Source organism: Exiguobacterium sp. s143 (assembly GCF_018618895.1).
Lineage (GTDB): Bacteria > Bacillota > Bacilli > Exiguobacteriales > Exiguobacteriaceae > Exiguobacterium_A > Exiguobacterium_A abrahamii.
In genome coordinates this window covers 752,538-768,631 of record NZ_JACSMX010000001.1, presented here as the reverse complement: position 1 = coordinate 768,631, position 16,094 = coordinate 752,538, and the positions used below count along the sequence as shown (strand labels likewise).

The window sequence follows — 16,094 nt, the reverse complement described above, 5'->3', positions numbered from 1 at the left end:
ATGAAAAAAGGACGTGTACATATGTTAGCGAAGTTTAAAGAAAAACGAGCATTTTTTGACTATGGTCTCTTCTTTACGATGCTTATCCTCATGGCGATCAGTACGGTCATGGTCTATAGTGCAAGCGTGTGGAACGGTGGAGATTATGCGAATACGTCCTTCTTTGAGAAGCAGTTGATGTTTGATGCGATGGCTATCGTATTGTTTCTTTTCGTTTCGCAAATCAATCATGAGGTGTTCCGTGGACCAGTGATTCGTTTACTCTTGTACGCGATTACATGGTTGATGTTGATGGCGACGCTGTTTTCGGCACCACTAAACGGGGCTCGCGCATGGTTGAACTTCGGTATCTTCTTGATTCAACCAATTGAGCTTTGTAAATTCGTGCTCGTCGTCGGACTTGCGAGTTATTTTGATCAAAAGCACAAAGGGAAAATGGACGGCGTGATTGGGATCGTCCATCACTTCATCCATCGTCAAATTCCAGCGACGTCTCCAGGAAGACGGATTTTACTTAGTTTCTCGGACTGGATCTTGATTCCGATGGTTGTATTACTTGCACCTTACGCGATCATCATTCGCATGCAACCGGATGACGGCGGATTGTTCATTCTGTTACTCATCACGGCGATGATTTTATTCGCAGTTGGATTACCGAGTGGTTACATCATGTTATGTGTCGTCACCGTACCAATCATCTTCTTGTACGCATGGAATAATTTTTCGGATAATCAGATGCAACGGATTCAAGCAAGTTTGAATCCCTTCCTTGACGCAGAAGGGAAGGGGTATCAGCTCATCAACTCCGTCATATCGATTGCCCACGGGGGATTATTCGGAGTAGGTCTCGGGAATAGCTTTCAGAAGTATGGTTATTTGCCTGAACCTGAAACCGACTACATCATGTCGATCATCTCGGAGGAACTCGGGTTCGTCGGTGTCCTCGTCGTGCTTGGTCTACTGTTCTACTTGATGATTCAAGGTGCGGTCATCGCTAATCGGTGTGTCTCGCTTTACTCGAGCATGCTCGCTCTCGGGATATCCGGTATCATCTTCATCCAGACATGTATCAATATCGCGGCCATGTCCGGTCTGTTTCCAGGTACAGGTGTTACCTTGCCATTCATCAGTTACGGTGGGTCATCGTTACTCGTCATGAGTACGATGCTTGGTGTAATGGCGAACATTTCCATGCAAAACAAATATCGAGTGGCTTATCAGAAAGAAGTGCGGACTGCACGTTCGATGAGTGCCACAAGCTCATTAACTAAAGGGGGAGCATCAGTTGACTAAAATCCAGAAGATTCTCGTAGCAAACCGCGGGGAGATCGCGATTCGCGTTTTCCGTGCAGCGACAGAACTCGGTATTCGTACCGTTGCCATTTATTCGCGAGAGGATATGGGTTCTCTTCATCGCTATAAAGCCGATGAAGCGTACCGGATCGGAGAAGGGAAAAAACCGATCGAAGCTTATCTCGATATTGAAGATATCATTGCAACAGCGAAAAAAGCCGAATGTGATGCGATCCATCCTGGTTATGGATTCCTCTCTGAGAATATTGAGCTAGCCAAACGTTGCCGTGAAGAAGGAATCATCTTCATCGGACCGCAAGAAGAGCATCTGTATAAGTTCGGGGATAAAGTACGGGCACGAACGACAGCGATTGAAGCCGGTCTTCCTGTCATTCCAGGAACGGATGGTCCGATCTCATCCATTGATGAAGCGTATGCGTTCGCAAAGGAAGCAGGCTATCCACTCATGGTCAAAGCATCGCTTGGCGGTGGTGGACGCGGTATGCGTGTCGTCCGGACAGAAGAAGAGCTTCCAGACATGATCGAACGTGCGAAATCTGAAGCCTTGAAAGCATTTGGTTCGGATGAGATTTACGTCGAAAAATTAATCGAACGACCAAAACATATTGAAGTTCAAATCATCGGTGACGCCCATGGGAACATCATTCACTTGTTTGAACGTGATTGTTCTGTACAGCGTCGTCACCAAAAAGTCGTCGAAGTGGCACCTTGTGTGACGCTATCAGCCGAAGGTCGACAAAAGATTTGTGACGCAGCCGTCACATTGATGAAGCATGTCGGATACGAAAATGCGGGTACGGTCGAATTTCTCGTGACACAAGATGAATCGTTCTATTTCATCGAGGTCAACCCACGTGTCCAAGTCGAGCACACGATTACGGAGATGATCACGGGCGTTGATATCGTCCAGACACAAATCCGTGTTGCTGAAGGCGAATCGTTACATAGCGACCTCGTTGGTATTCCGCAACAAGAAGACATTAAGATGCTTGGTTTTGCGATCCAAAGCCGAATCACGTCAGAAGATCCGGAGAACGGTTTCTTGCCGGATACAGGGAAAATTAAAGCCTATCGTTCACCAGGCGGTTTTGGTGTACGTCTCGATGGTGGGAATGCTTATGTTGGAGCGGAAATTTCACCATATTATGACTCACTGCTCGTTAAAATCTCGACGCATGGTTTGACATACGATCAAGCCGTTGCGAAGATGCGTCGAAACTTAAGTGAATTCCGAATCCGTGGGATCAAGACGAATATCCCATTCTTAAGCAACGTCTTGAAGCACCATGCGTTCGTCAGCGGGGATTACAATACATCGTTCATTGATGATACACAAGAATTATTCATCTTCCCGAAACGTCAAGACCGGGGAACGAAACTTTTGACGTACATCGGAGAGGTTTCCGTCAATGGATTCCCGGGAATCGGAAAATTGGACAAGCCGCTTGCGCGTGACGTCCGGATTCCGAGAAATCTCCCGACAGACTATACACCAGGTGCAAAAGCGATTCTCGATGCGGAAGGTCCAGAAGCCGTCGCAAAATGGTTGGCAGCTCAGGAGAACGTTATGTTGACAGATACGACATTCCGTGATGCCCATCAGTCGCTCCTTGCGACGCGGATGCGGACGAAGGATCTCGTTGCGATTGCAGAGGCGGAAGCGAAACTGCTACCTGAACTGTTCTCTGTCGAAGCATGGGGAGGCGCGACATTTGATGTCGCCTACCGATTCTTATCGGAGGATCCATGGGTTCGTCTGATGAAATTACGTGAAAAGATGCCGAACGTCCTCATTCAAATGTTGCTTCGTGGTGCGAACGGCGTTGGTTACAAAAACTATCCGGACAATGTCATTCACACGTTCGTCAAGGAAGCGGCGCAGGCAGGAGTCGACGTCTTCCGAATCTTCGATAGCTTGAACAACCCGGAGTCGATTCAACTTGCCATCGATGCGGTCTTGCCGACAGGTAAAATCGCGGAAGCAGCTGTCTGTTATACAGGGGATTTATTCGATGCGAATCGACCGAAATATCACCTGCCGTATTACGTCAATCTAGCGAAACAACTGGAAGAAAGCGGCGCTCATATCATTGCCATCAAGGATATGGCGGGTCTCTTGAAACCGGAGGCAGCCTACGCGCTCGTATCAGCACTTAAAGATGCGGTATCGCTACCGATCCATCTCCACACACACGATGCGAGTGGGAACGGGATTTATACGTATGCGCGTGCGATTGATGCAGGTGTCGACGTCGTAGACGTCGCGGCATCAAGCATGTCGGGACTGACGAGTCAGCCAGCGGGTGGTAGCTTGATTCATGCCTTAAGTGGTCATCCACGTCAACCGCTCGTATCAGCACAGAAGTTTGAACAGATTTCGGATTATTGGCAGGACGTGCGTCATCTGTATCAAGCATTCGAACTCGATATGATCGCACCGAATCCAACGGTCTACGACCATGAGATGCCGGGTGGACAGTATTCGAACTTACAGCAACAAGCAAAAGCGGTTGGACTTGCGGATCGTTGGTCTGAAGTCAAAGAGATGTACGCGCGTGTCAATATGCTGTTTGGCGATATCGTCAAAGTCACACCATCGTCAAAAGTCGTCGGAGACATGGCACTCTTCATGGTTCAACATCATCTGACAGAAGAGGATGTCTTGCACCGTGCAAGTGGACTTGATTTCCCGGATTCAGTCGTCGAACTGATGAAAGGGGAGCTCGGAACACCACCAGATGGTTTCCCGCAAGACGTTCAGCAGGCTATTCTCAAGGGAGCTGCTCCGCTGACAGAACGTCCAGGTAAGATGATGGAACCACTCAATTTTGATGCGATCAAACATGAGTTGTTCGAAAAACTTGAACGTCCCGTTACAGAATTTGATGCACTCGCTTACGCGCTCTATCCAAAAGTCTTCATGGACTACAGTTCGTATGTCGCGCGATATGGTGATATCTCTGTTCTTGATACGAATACGTTCTTCCATGGAATGCGTCTAGGGGAGACGATCGAGGTTGAAATCGAACGAGGCAAGACACTCTACCTCAAGTTGATTCAAATCGGTCAGCCAGACGATCATGGGATGCGGACGATCTATTATGAGATGAACGGTGTTCCTCGTGAAGTCGAAGTCAAAGACATCAGTATTAAGGAAAGTTCATCAAGTCGTCCAAAAGCAGATCGAAGCAATGCGAAACAAATCGGTGCATCAATGCCGGGTAGCGTGCTGAAGGTACTCGTCGAGACGGGTACACGTGTCCGTAAAGGAGAGCAACTCCTCGTCACGGAAGCGATGAAGATGGAAACGACGATCCAAGCACCGGAAGACGGTGAAATCAAAGCCGTCCACGTCAAGGAAGGCGAAGCCATCGCAAGTCAAGACTTACTGATTGAATTCGTATAAGGTCACAACGAAAAACAGGCGCACGCTCGGCGGGCTGCCTGTTTTTCATTCAATACGTAGTGGGAGAGGATACGATTGAACATTATTTGTTGGGTACGAAGTGATTTTCGATTACAAGATAACCACATGTTGGCACGTGCTGTTGAATTACTAAATGAAAATCCGAAGGCGACGGTCGAGTTCGTCTTTTGGCTCAATCCGGATTACATCGGAGAATATGAAGCACGGCAACAATATTTCTTCCAAGCGCTCGAGATGTTTTCTGATGCCTGCAAAGAGAAAGAGATGCCAATCCGTTTCATCGAAGGCGATGAACAGGCTTTCTTAGACGCAACTGGTGATGCGGACGTTTTGTTATTTAATGCGGAATATGTCGAACCATTCAAGACGCGAGATGAAAAAATCATTAAAAAGCGTAAAGATCGTCAGACGGAGCGACTACTAGACCGACATCTTCTTCACCCACATGACATTAAAAAGCAAGATGGAAAGTTCTATAAAGTATTCACGCCATATAAGAATGCATTCATGAAAAAAGATATTCCTGCACCATATGAAGTGAAATGGCAAACGCTGCGGGATCATTATCAAAAGCGTCAGCACGATAATAGTTTCATCAACGCTTATTTTAAAAAGGCAGAGTCGGAAGCCGTCTTCCATCCTGGTGAAAAGCAGGCGAAACAACGCTTGAAGAAATTCATCGAACAATCGCTTGAAGATTACGAAGAGAATCGTGATTTTCCTGCTGTCGACGGTACGAGTTTACTTTCTCGCTATTTACGGACTGGAGAAGTCGGCATTCGGACCGTCTATGCGGCTGTTCAGGAGGCAAAAGAATCAAAAGGGAAACAGACCTTCATCACCGAACTCATCTGGCGTGAATTCTATTACATGATTTTAATGCATTTCCCGGAATCAAAACGACAAGCCGTCAATACGCAATATCGGGAAATCGAATGGGAAGAAGATGAAGCGGGCTTCAAGGCGTGGTGTGAAGGCAAGACGGGCTATCCGATCGTTGATGCAGCGATGCGGCAATTGAATCAAACGGGGTGGATGCATAATCGTCTACGGATGATCGTCGCTTCTTTCCTGACAAAAGACTTGTTGGTCGATTGGCAGAAAGGCGAACGATATTTCCAGCAGAAACTCGTTGATTATGAAGCGGCATCAAACATCGGGGGTTGGCAATGGGCAGCATCAGTCGGAACGGATGCCGTCCCGTACTTCCGCGTCTTCAATCCGACGACTCAATCGAAGAAGTTCGATAAGGATGGAGAGTTCATTCGAAAGTATGTCACGGAAATCAAGGATTTATCAAAGCAGTATATTCATGAACCGACTGCTGAGCAACGCAAGGATTATGGCTATCCAGAACCAATCGTCGCACATGACGAAGCGCGAAAGCGTGCGATTGCTCGATTCAAATAATGAAAAAAGGATGTTCCTCGCTTGAGGAACATCCTTTTTTTACGACCTTATTGAAGACGACTATTTGCCTTACGTGTTCGGAATGCATGGTACGTCAAGTAAGATAAGACCCCGAAGTAACATGTGATCAAGAAGGCGTGGAGTAACGGCACATACGTTGCATGTCCACCAAGAACGATCCAAGCCCCAGTGGCGACTTGGCACGAAATGAAGAACGTCGCGAACGCCATACCAATCGTTGTCGTCCGATGCTTTAAGCGAATCGCAACGACATGGACGAATAAGGTGAACAGGAACAGTAATCCTGCCATGATCCGGTGAATCATCTGCACCCACGCTTCGAATGTCATGGAAGGTTGAGAACAGACAGGCCAACCAACGCAAGCATATGTAGCCCCGACGTGGCGTACGTAAGCACCCGTATAAACGACGATCAGCGTATAGATGAGTAGACCGTACAAGAGCTTCCGTAAGAATGCTGGGACAGATTCCCTGAATTCCTGACCCGGACGCTCCATGATCAACAGTGTCAAAATCAATAGCGAAGCAAAGGAAATCAAAGAGATTCCGAAATGTAACGCCATGACGAGGTCTGATTGTTGCCAAACGACTGCTCCAGCACCGACGATCGATTGAATCAACATGAAGATGAAAGCAAGAAACGCAAAGATCTTCGTATCTAATCGATCCTTGAAGGCAACGAGCGTCCAGAGACATAAGGCGATGATTAAGAGTCCAACGACTCCAGTCACAGCGCGGTGACTATATTCAATCATCGTTTCAACACTTGGGTTCGTCGGAATGAGTTCCCCGTGACAGAGTGGCCAATCCGTTCCGCAACCATCTCCCGAATCCGTTTTTGTGACTGTCCCACCCATCAGTAAGACGATCATCATCGTAAACGTGACGAAGGCTGAAAACATCGAAAGTTTTCGATTCAAGATTTGGACACCACCTTTCTAAAAAAATACGAAATACATGGATTTCCATAGGTCTAGTATCGCATAAAAAGTACTGAAAGGGTTGCAATCTTTTAGAACAACGCTATTCTAGTATTAGGTAAATATGGTGAACTGTGATGAAAATCACATAGATTTCACATTTTGTTCATTATGTCGAAAGTATTTTCATACGTCACGGTCCTCGATATGTGGTATCTTTTATAGAGAAAAGGGCGTTTCGTGGCATGTCTGTGTTATTTCTGTGAAGAAATTACGTGAAGCCTAGGTGCTAAACGGAAGCAGACGGTGAAAAGGAGGGAACAGCATGGCGAAAGTTACTGGAGAGGCACTGGATATGGCGATCGAGCAAGCAGATCAGCCGACATTCAAGGACTATATTACCCTAGCAAAAATGGGGATTGTCCGTGCCAATCTGATTACGGTCTTCGCGGGGTATGTCGTAGCAGCATCGTACATAACGGATGATGTCCTGTTGTACTTGTGGCAAACCAAGTGGATGTTACTGTGGACGCTTCTCGGGAGTGGATTGGTCATTGCCGGAAGTTGCTACCTCAATAACTACATTGACCGGGACATCGATTACAAGATGGAACGGACGATGGGAAGACCAAGCGTTACTGGGAAGATGGATGGACAGCGGATACTCGCACTAGGACTCGGTATTCTTGCGACCGGTACGGTATTGTTGTTGATCGTCAACCATGTGGCGGCAGTGTTCGGATTGATCGGATCATTCGTTTACGTCGTGATTTATACGATGTGGTTAAAGCGGACGCACACGATCAATACAGTCGTAGGTGGTATATCAGGAGCTGTGCCACCAATCATTGGATTTGCGGCAGTCACTCCGACGCTTCACATTGATGCGTGGATTTTATTCCTCATCATGTTCGTGTGGCAACCACCACATTTCCTTGCACTCGCGATGCGACGGACAGAGGAGTATCGGGCAGCAGGTATCCCGATGTTACCTGTCGTAAACGGATTCGCGATCACGAAACGACAAATTGTATGGTGGATTGCAGTACTCATTCCATCATCACTCCTCTTAGCACACTATGGCATCATCTACATGATCGTCATGGCATTGCTCGGTGGATATTGGCTCTATATGGGACTGAAAGGTCTGAAGATCCAAGATGAACAAGCCGAAATCAAATGGGCGTCGAAGATGTTCTTCTTCTCACTGTTTTATTTCACGGCTTGGATCGTGACGGTCGTACTCGTTTCTCTCTAAAACGATTTGACATAATTCACGTACACCATTACGAAAGACAAAATTGGGGACAAAGAAAGTGGGGATGGTTGTGAAAAAATCAGTAAAAATGCTCTTCCGGCTTCTTCCAATCGGCTTGATGGCACTCATGTTATCAGGTTGTGGAATTCCGGAATTGTCTGCGCTACAGCCTCGCGGAGAAGGCGCTGAGATGCAACTTGAGATCATCAAGCTTAGCTTGTGGGTCATGTTGTTCGTCCTTGCGATCGTAGCCGTCATTTATATTTACGTACTTATGAAATTCCGTCGTAAATCAGGTGATAACACGGTTCCGAAGCAAGTCGAAGGGAACCATACGCTTGAAATCATCTGGACAGTCATTCCGATTCTTCTTTTGATCGTTCTTGCAATTCCGACGATCAAAACAACGGTTGAACTCGCAGATGCAAAAGAAGCGAAGAAAAACGAACAAATCAACGTTACAGCAAACCTCTACTGGTGGGAGTTCGAATACCCAGACAAAGGTGTTTCGACAGGACAAGAACTTGTCATTCCAGTCGGTAAACGTGTTGCTGTTAACTTGACGTCTAAAGACGTCATTCACTCATTCTGGGTACCAGCTCTTTCTGGTAAAACAGATACGAACCCAGGTCTTGAAAACGAAATGTGGTTACAAGCAAAAGAAGCAGGCACTTACTACGGTAAATGTGCCGAGTTGTGTGGTCCTTCTCACGCATTGATGGACTTCAAAGTCGTTGCACTTGAACAAGACGACTACGACAACTGGTTGAAAGATATGAAAGCTGCGAAAGAAGCAGAGACGAAGCAGCTTGATAAAAAGAATGAAAAGAACTGGACGACTGGCGAGAAAGTCTATGCCCAGAACTGTCTCAGCTGTCATGGTGGCGGAAAAGTCGCACCTAGCTTGACGAACTTCGGTGATCGTCAACGTATCGCGGGTTACCTCGACCATGATAAAGAAAACCTCGAAAAATGGATTCGCGATCCTCAAAAAGAGAAACAAGGTACGAAAATGCCTGGATTCTCTGAAGATCAGATCAGCGATGAAGAATTGAGCGAATTGGCAGATTATCTATTGGACAAAAAGCTCCAATAATTTTTTAAGGGGGAATCATAGTGGGGACACATACTATGGGTATGCCGCAGAAAAAAAGCGGCATCATGGACTGGCTAACGACAGTCGACCATAAGAAAATCGGGATTCTCTACATCATGTCTGGATTGTTCTTCCTTCTAGTCGGTGGCGTAGAAGCCCTAATGATTCGTTTTCAATTGATTAAACCGATGAACGATTTCGTCAGCGGTGAACTCTTTAACCAATTGATCACGATGCACGGTACGACGATGATCTTCTTGGCAGCGATGCCGATGTTGATTGGATACATGAACGCAGCAGTACCGCTTCAAATCGGGGCACGTGACGTTGCGTTCCCATTCTTGAATGCACTTGGTTTCTGGTTGTTCTTCTTCGGTGGAGTCTTGTTGAACCTTTCTTGGTTCTTCGGCGCTGCACCGAACGCAGGGTGGACTGCATACGCACCACTCTCGACAGTACCTGAGTCTCTCGGTGTAGACTTCTATGCGTTAGGACTTCAGATTTCTGGTTTCGGTACACTTATGGGGGGAATTAACTTCCTCGTTACGATTTTGAACATGCGTGCACCAGGTATGAAACTGATGCGGATGCCGCTCTTCACATGGACAGCATTCGTTGCTTCTGCCTTGATCGTTTTCGCATTCCCACCACTTACGGTTGGATTGTTCCTCTTGACGTTCGAGCGACTCTTCGGAGCGCACTTCTTCGACCCGGCAGCGGGCGGGAACATCGTCATCTGGGAACACCTCTTCTGGATCTTCGGTCACCCGGAAGTTTATATCTTGATCTTACCGGCATTCGGTATTTTCTCTGAAATCATTCCTACATTTGCTCGTAAGCGTCTCTTCGGTTACACGACGATGGTCTTTGCGACGATGTTGATCGGTTTCCTCGGATTCATGGTATGGGTCCACCACATGTTCACAGTTGGTCTCGGTCCGGTCGCAAACGCGATCTTCGCCGTAGCAACGATGGCGATTGCTGTACCGACAGGGGTCAAGATCTTCAACTGGCTCTTTACGCTATGGGGCGGTAAGTTGACGTTCCCAGTCGCAATGCTTTACTCGGTCGCGTTCATTCCATCATTCCTTGTTGGTGGTATGACAGGGGTTATGCTTTCTGTTGCACCTGCCGATTACCAGTACCATGACAGTTACTTCGTAGTAGCTCACTTCCACTACGTTATCGTTGGTGGGGTTGTCTTTGGTCTCTTCGCAGGTCTTTACTACTGGTTCCCACTCATGTTCGGGAAACAGCTCAACGAATTCTGGGGAAAAATTCAATTCTGGTTGTTCTTCATCGGCTTCCACTTGACGTTCTTCCCGCAACATATTCTTGGTCTTACAGGTATGCCACGTCGTGTCTTCACGTACTTGCCAAACCAAGGCTGGGAAACAATGAACTTACTTTCATCAATTGGGGCAGCCTTCATGGGTGTGTCGACGATCGTTCTCGTCATTTCGATTGCAGCAGCATTGATGTCAAAAGAATATGTAAAACGCGACGTCTGGGGAGATGGACGTACACTTGAGTGGACACTTCCAGTTCCAACTCCAGAGTATAACTTCGCTCAAATCCCACTCGTCAAAGGTTTGGATACGTATTGGCTCGAAAAAATGGCAGGAAACAAAACAGTTTCTGTATCGGAAGAAGTCGGCGATATCCACATGCCGAACAACACGATCTTGCCATTCGTCATGTCAGTCGGTCTATTCCTCGCAGGTCTCGGATTCATTCTTCGCCTAGACTATGGAACTGTTGGTCTTGTCGTTGCCTTGATTGGTCTTGCGATGACATTGATCGCGATGTTCCTCCGTTCTTGGATCGATGATGAAGGATACTACATCCCGAAATCAGTCGTCGAAGAAGATCTACGCCTTGAAGCAGAAAAGGAGGCGAAGTAAGATGGGTCATCATTCAGTACCGAATAACCCGATCACGGGTATTCCGGATCATGTTGAAAAAGCAACACTTGAGGGTAAGAATAAATATGTAGCCTTCTGGTTCTTCCTTGGAGGAGAGACGACTTTGTTCGCCTCTCTCTTCGGGACATACATCGGTCTCCATAACTCCGGTGCAAAAGAAGGTCTACGCAGTTATGACATCTTCGAAATGGGTCTCGTCTTCATCATGACGATGCTCCTTCTCACAAGTTCATTAACAAGTGTTCTTGCGATGATGGCGATGAAACGTAATGATGTCAAGAAGATGAAAATGTGGTTAATTATCACACTTGTTCTTGGACTAGCATTCTTAGCGGGTGAGATTTATGAGTTCAATCATTACTACCACATCGGTCATACATTCACGTCGAGTGCATTTGGTTCTGCCTTCTACACTCTCGTCGGTTTCCACGGTGCGCACGTCTTGTTCGGTCTTCTCTGGATCTCGACATTGCTCATCCGGAACTGGAACCGTGGCATCACGGTCGTGAATGCGCCGAAGTACTATGTTTCAAGTCTTTACTGGCACTTCATTGACGTCGTCTGGGTCTTTATCTTCTCAGTCGTCTACCTCATGGGGATGGTGAAATAAGATGGAAAAACACGAACCGCAACTTACGCGCAATCAAATCGAGCTTGAGATGAAAGCAGAACGTGGTCGTGAGACACAACTGCAACTCATCAGTTTCGCACTCATGATTTTCTTGACGCTCATCGCTTTCGGTGCTGTCATGGCTGATCTCATGCCGCACTGGGCAGCTGGTGGTTTCTTGATCATCATGGCAATCGTTCAGGTTTACCTTCAGCTTTACATGTTCATGCATATGAACAACAAAGGCAACACATGGATCAAAGTCATGATGGGTCTTGGCATCTTCGTCGCCTTGACGATCGTTGCGACGCTTCGTCTGTTGATCTGGTAAGAAATGTGACCATTCTGCTAACGTTTAGCAGGATGGTCTTTTATTTTGGAATCGTTTTATGAGAAACCTTTACAATGAAATAGGGGAACGGTAATCTTAGTTTGTAAGAGAAAGGAACGGGGTGAAAAAATATGTTAGGCAATTTAAGGGGAGCACTTTCGCAATTCGAATGGACTGTCTTATGGAGTCCGTATTATGCGTTGATACTCGTTGGATTGTATATCCTATATGCTGTCGTGACAGAAAAGTTGCGTCGTCCGGATGAGCCGGAAACAACGCTTGGGCAAAAGTTTTCGATGCTCGCGGCATTGATCGTTTTTTACATCGGTTTTGGAAGTCCATTAGACCTGCTAGCACATATCACGTTCTCAGCACACATGCTGCAGATGGTATTCGTCTATATGGTCGCACCGCCGCTCTTGTTGATTGCGATACCAGAGTGGCTTTATAAGCGCTTGTTCGATACACCGTATCTTGGTAGGATTCTTCGCTTCTTCATCAAGCCGCTGATTGCACTTGTCGTCTTTAATGCCTTGTTTACGTTCTATCACATGCCATTTATTTTTGATTATGTCTTGACGAACTATACCGTTCACCGTCTGTTCCACGGAACATTGATTTTCTTGAGTATGACGATGTGGTATCCGATCATTGCACCGGTCAATGAGGCGGACAGCCTTTCTGACCTGAAGAAGATGGTCTACATCGTAGCGAATGGTGTGTTGTTGACACCAGCCTGTGCCTTCATGATCTTCAGTCAAAGTTTTCAGTATCAAGCGTATCAGGATCCGGCGACGTTCGCGAAAGTACTCGCTTACTGTATGCCGAACAATGATTTAAGCGGATTGAACCTGGAACGATTGCTCGGAACGACAGATGACTTATTAGAGGACCAACGCTTTGGTGGTGTCCTCATGAAGCTCGGTCAAGAACTCGTGTATGGTCTATTTTTCGGACTGACCTTCTTTACATGGGTGCGCCGTTCAAAAAGTACTGCCGTGGATGAAGGCATGTCCTTCACACCAAAAGCGGATTAAATTGGAGGAAGTTGGAACATGAGTTATTTGCCGTTGATTTGTGTGTCGCTGATTGTCATCAGTGCGATTTTCGTAGCGATTGGCTGGTTTTTAATCGCCCAAACGCGTCGTAATATGAAAGCTCACCAAACCGTGATGACGATTGCAGCTGCACTCGCTTTATTATTCTTCATCATGTATGCCTTGCGTACGATTCTGCTCGGTAACACAGCCTTTGGCGGTCCAGAGTCCGTCAAAGCCTACTACACAGGATTCTTGATCTTCCACATCCTTCTTGCGACATCTGGTGGGGTGCTCGGTTTGATGGCACTCTATCACGCGTATAAGAAGAACTTTGCACGTCACCGTAAAATCGGACCGGTTGCCTCAATCGTTTGGTTTTTGACAGCCATTACCGGTGTGATCGTGTATTGCTTACTATATGTCGTCTACGATCCGGGTGAGACGACGAACGTATTCCGGGCGATCTGGAGTCATTAAGGGGGAGCCAACTTGAAAAAGAATAGTTACTTGACGGTCGCTGCCGTCGTCCTTATCTTAGTTGCGGCAGCCGGGGGATATTATTATTTCTTCATGAAAGAAAAGTTACCTGTCATCGCTGAACCGACACCATTTGAATTAACGAATGCCGTAGACGGAAAATCATTCAATTCGGAAGACGGAAAAGTCAAAGTGTTGACGTTCTTCTACTCGAACTGTCCTGATATTTGTCCGTTGACGTTAAATGATTACCGTAAGCTTGAGAAGAAGCTTCGGAGCGAAGAATTGTACGGAAGTGACGTCGAACTCGTCGCAGTGACGGTTGATCCAAAAGTGGATACACCGAAAGTCTTGAAAAAGTATGCTTCGAACTTTGAAGCAGATGCCAAAGGGTGGAGAGTATTGACGGGAGATCCAGTCGTCATCGATCGTTTGACACGTCAGTTGAATTTCTATTACTCGAAGGCTGAGAGCGGCTTGGTGACACACGGAACACAAATGTTCATTTTGGACCGTGAGAATAAAGTACGGGCGATTTCGTCTATGGCGAAGACACCGGATGAACCGGTCGACTTAGAAGAGGTCATGTCTTCGGTCACACAATTAGCAAAGGAGTGAAGGCAGATGACTTATGAAGAGTACATGCAAGGAGATGTTACCGTCTCTATTCAAGCCATCGAGGAATTACTTGCTTGTGCGATCGAGGATTATGGAATCCATCACTCCCGGATCAAACGGATGGACCGGGAAGAGATTGCATTTAGCGTAAAGGTCAATGCACCAGCAACGTCACTTCACGCGCTTTATCTTCATGTACGCGAGCAGCTTGGGATTCAGCTCGGAGACGATGTCGTATCTTATGTACAATTCGTCGCGCGTTAAAAGCGATTTCGCGTGTATTAAAGAATAACAATCAGGTGGACAGAACAGCTAATGATTTCGTGGATGATGCGAGGTCGTTAGCTTTTTTGTTTGGAATGAAGAACAAAAAATAGAGGCTCCTCATTGGAACCTCTACGTGTGGATCTTATTTTTCGAGTGTTTCGAGCAATGCTGCTAAACGACGTTCGCAGTCTTTGACGATTTCCGGAGGGAACGTCTCATCATACTCGACACCGTGTGGATAGTAGTGTTTCCCGAGAAGTGGTGTCATCATACGAACGACAGCATGGCGGTCTTCAATCTCGCCTTGGATCGCGTAGACAGGAACACGCAGGTAGAATACTTCACCTGTTGATTGTTTTTCATATTTCATGTCGTACATCGCGCGTTCGTAATCCCACTGTCCTTCACGAACGAAGCGGTGATGTTCCATGATTGTTTCGAGAAGACCGAACTTCAGTTCCTTGCCTTCGATGCCATATTGTTCAAACTTCATGTTTGAATCCCCCTATACCCCAGTTTGCTAGTAGATACTAGTCTTTCCAAACTATCATACCATAATGAATGAAACGATGACGTAAAAGATGTGAAGTCATTTTGAAGAATTCATGAACTTCCATATTTTCGTTCGACATATTCAAGGATCGTATCCGGTGCGTGGATACCAAGATGATTCAGTCCTTCTCCACCGAAGAAGACATTGAACTCAAGAACGTACCACTGTCCGTCACGGATGATGAGATCAAAACCGGCGTGATCGATATCGAGCTGTTTCGCGAGAGCGAGCACGAAGTCGATTGCTCCTTGTGGCACATCATCAAAATCAAGGACACCACCTTGAGCGACGTTATTTAAGAACTGAGCACCACCGACGCGCCAGTACGCAGCAAGAACTTGATCGCCGACGACGACGACACGTAAGTCCTTCTCATTCGGAATGTACTCCTGAATGTAGAACGTCTCGTGTGTATCCGTGTATTTCTTCCAGTCTGTTTCATTTTTGATGAGATGGACACCTTGTCCCATGGAGCTACGGACTGTCTTCGCAACGAACGGAAACGAAAATTCACGTAAGACACGTTCGACGGTGAATTCATTTTTTCCATAGATGCCGGTTCGAGGGATGTTATCCGGAATGACGGTTTGAAAAATCCGCGTCATCTCGATCTTGTCATGACCTAAGTGGAACGTAGCAGCCGACGGGAAAATCGGTTTTTTCATTCCGTAGATGATTGAGTGGATTTGCCAGTATTCCGGGAACAGGACGACATCCGCCTGTTCGATTTTTTTCAAGGAATCAAAGTGATAATCTGATTTGGCATGTTCCGTCTTGATTCCAATCGTCCGGAACATATTAAAAGAGAGCAGTTGCATAAAGTTCAT

General features: G+C 46.6%; 15 protein-coding genes. 12 read left to right on the top strand and 3 right to left on the bottom strand.

Features of this window, described 5'->3' with window-relative positions; translation table 11 throughout:
* Positions 1 to 21 precede the first annotated feature (21 nt).
* The 3 genes from KNQ03_RS04265 to KNQ03_RS04255 all read left to right on the top strand — a co-directional run bounded on the left by KNQ03_RS04265 (position 22) and on the right by KNQ03_RS04255 (position 6,151).
* The gene (locus KNQ03_RS04265) at positions 22 to 1,293 is read left to right on the top strand and encodes an FtsW/RodA/SpoVE family cell cycle protein (protein WP_149427635.1); all 1,272 of its coding nucleotides are present in this window, start codon (positions 22 to 24) and stop codon (positions 1,291 to 1,293) included.
* Positions 1,286 to 4,720, top strand: coding sequence for a pyruvate carboxylase (locus tag KNQ03_RS04260; RefSeq protein WP_214723663.1), 3,435 nt, complete (start codon positions 1,286 to 1,288; stop codon positions 4,718 to 4,720). The genes KNQ03_RS04265 and KNQ03_RS04260 overlap by 8 nt, the downstream gene beginning before the upstream one ends.
* Before the next feature lie 75 nt (positions 4,721 to 4,795).
* Entirely contained in the window at positions 4,796 to 6,151 is a 1,356-nt protein-coding gene (locus tag KNQ03_RS04255) for a cryptochrome/photolyase family protein (protein ID WP_149427633.1), read from the top strand.
* A gap of 47 nt (positions 6,152 to 6,198) precedes the next feature.
* Here the strand turns inward: KNQ03_RS04255 and KNQ03_RS04250 are convergent, their stop codons facing one another.
* A complete protein-coding gene (locus tag KNQ03_RS04250; protein WP_035396889.1) occupies positions 6,199 to 7,074 on the bottom strand; it encodes a COX15/CtaA family protein in 876 nt (291 codons plus the stop codon).
* Between the two features lie 343 nt (positions 7,075 to 7,417).
* Between KNQ03_RS04250 and cyoE the strand changes: the two genes are divergently transcribed.
* The 9 genes from cyoE to KNQ03_RS04205 all read left to right on the top strand — a co-directional run bounded on the left by cyoE (position 7,418) and on the right by KNQ03_RS04205 (position 14,711).
* Entirely contained in the window at positions 7,418 to 8,350 is a 933-nt protein-coding gene (gene cyoE, locus KNQ03_RS04245; RefSeq protein WP_023468830.1) for a heme o synthase, read from the top strand.
* Between the two features lie 64 nt (positions 8,351 to 8,414).
* Positions 8,415 to 9,446 (top strand): cytochrome c oxidase subunit II, encoded by a 1,032-nt coding sequence (gene coxB, locus KNQ03_RS04240; RefSeq protein WP_081637364.1) that lies wholly within the window; start codon positions 8,415 to 8,417, stop codon positions 9,444 to 9,446.
* Between the two features lie 35 nt (positions 9,447 to 9,481).
* Positions 9,482 to 11,350 (top strand): cytochrome c oxidase subunit I, encoded by a 1,869-nt coding sequence (ctaD, locus tag KNQ03_RS04235; protein WP_174514739.1) that lies wholly within the window; start codon positions 9,482 to 9,484, stop codon positions 11,348 to 11,350.
* 1 nt (position 11,351) lies between these two features.
* A complete protein-coding gene (locus tag KNQ03_RS04230; RefSeq protein WP_029342161.1) occupies positions 11,352 to 11,981 on the top strand; it encodes a cytochrome (ubi)quinol oxidase subunit III in 630 nt (209 codons plus the stop codon).
* Between the two features lies 1 nt (position 11,982).
* A complete protein-coding gene (locus tag KNQ03_RS04225; protein WP_029342160.1) occupies positions 11,983 to 12,312 on the top strand; it encodes a cytochrome C oxidase subunit IV family protein in 330 nt (109 codons plus the stop codon).
* Positions 12,313 to 12,443: 131 nt separating this feature from the next.
* Positions 12,444 to 13,349, top strand: a complete 906-nt coding sequence (gene ctaG, locus KNQ03_RS04220; protein WP_023468825.1) for a cytochrome c oxidase assembly factor CtaG — start codon at positions 12,444 to 12,446, stop codon at positions 13,347 to 13,349.
* An 18-nt stretch (positions 13,350 to 13,367) separates the two neighbouring features.
* Positions 13,368 to 13,829, top strand: coding sequence for a DUF420 domain-containing protein (locus KNQ03_RS04215; RefSeq protein WP_023468824.1), 462 nt, complete (start codon positions 13,368 to 13,370; stop codon positions 13,827 to 13,829).
* Between the two features lie 12 nt (positions 13,830 to 13,841).
* Entirely contained in the window at positions 13,842 to 14,447 is a 606-nt protein-coding gene (locus KNQ03_RS04210; protein ID WP_023468823.1) for an SCO family protein, read from the top strand.
* Positions 14,448 to 14,453: 6 nt separating this feature from the next.
* Complete coding sequence (locus KNQ03_RS04205) at positions 14,454 to 14,711, top strand: hypothetical protein (protein ID WP_023468822.1); 258 nt, start codon at positions 14,454 to 14,456, stop codon at positions 14,709 to 14,711.
* Between the two features lie 145 nt (positions 14,712 to 14,856).
* Here the strand turns inward: KNQ03_RS04205 and KNQ03_RS04200 are convergent, their stop codons facing one another.
* On the bottom strand, positions 14,857 to 15,207 hold the full coding sequence (locus KNQ03_RS04200) for a YugN family protein (protein WP_023468821.1): 351 nt from the start codon (positions 15,205 to 15,207) through the stop codon (positions 14,857 to 14,859).
* A gap of 110 nt (positions 15,208 to 15,317) precedes the next feature.
* Entirely contained in the window at positions 15,318 to 16,064 is a 747-nt protein-coding gene (locus KNQ03_RS04195; RefSeq protein WP_241492307.1) for an ATP-grasp domain-containing protein, read from the bottom strand.
* Positions 16,065 to 16,094: the final 30 nt, after the last annotated feature.

Bases quoted from the DNA above. Each gene is read 5' to 3' on its own strand.
- KNQ03_RS04265 (WP_149427635.1), top strand. From the start codon at position 22: ATGTTAGCGAAGTTTAAAGAAAAACGAGCATTTTTTGACTATGGTCTC.
- KNQ03_RS04250 (WP_035396889.1), bottom strand. From the start codon at position 7,074: ATGTTTTCAGCCTTCGTCACGTTTACGATGATGATCGTCTTACTGATG.
- cyoE (WP_023468830.1), top strand. From the start codon at position 7,418: ATGGCGAAAGTTACTGGAGAGGCACTGGATATGGCGATCGAGCAAGCA.
- coxB (WP_081637364.1), top strand. From the start codon at position 8,415: ATGGTTGTGAAAAAATCAGTAAAAATGCTCTTCCGGCTTCTTCCAATC.
- ctaD (WP_174514739.1), top strand. From the start codon at position 9,482: ATGGGTATGCCGCAGAAAAAAAGCGGCATCATGGACTGGCTAACGACA.
- KNQ03_RS04230 (WP_029342161.1), top strand. From the start codon at position 11,352: ATGGGTCATCATTCAGTACCGAATAACCCGATCACGGGTATTCCGGAT.
- KNQ03_RS04225 (WP_029342160.1), top strand. From the start codon at position 11,983: ATGGAAAAACACGAACCGCAACTTACGCGCAATCAAATCGAGCTTGAG.
- ctaG (WP_023468825.1), top strand. From the start codon at position 12,444: ATGTTAGGCAATTTAAGGGGAGCACTTTCGCAATTCGAATGGACTGTC.
- KNQ03_RS04215 (WP_023468824.1), top strand. From the start codon at position 13,368: ATGAGTTATTTGCCGTTGATTTGTGTGTCGCTGATTGTCATCAGTGCG.
- KNQ03_RS04205 (WP_023468822.1), top strand. From the start codon at position 14,454: ATGACTTATGAAGAGTACATGCAAGGAGATGTTACCGTCTCTATTCAA.
- KNQ03_RS04200 (WP_023468821.1), bottom strand. From the start codon at position 15,207: ATGAAGTTTGAACAATATGGCATCGAAGGCAAGGAACTGAAGTTCGGT.
- KNQ03_RS04195 (WP_241492307.1), bottom strand. From the start codon at position 16,064: ATGTTCCGGACGATTGGAATCAAGACGGAACATGCCAAATCAGATTAT.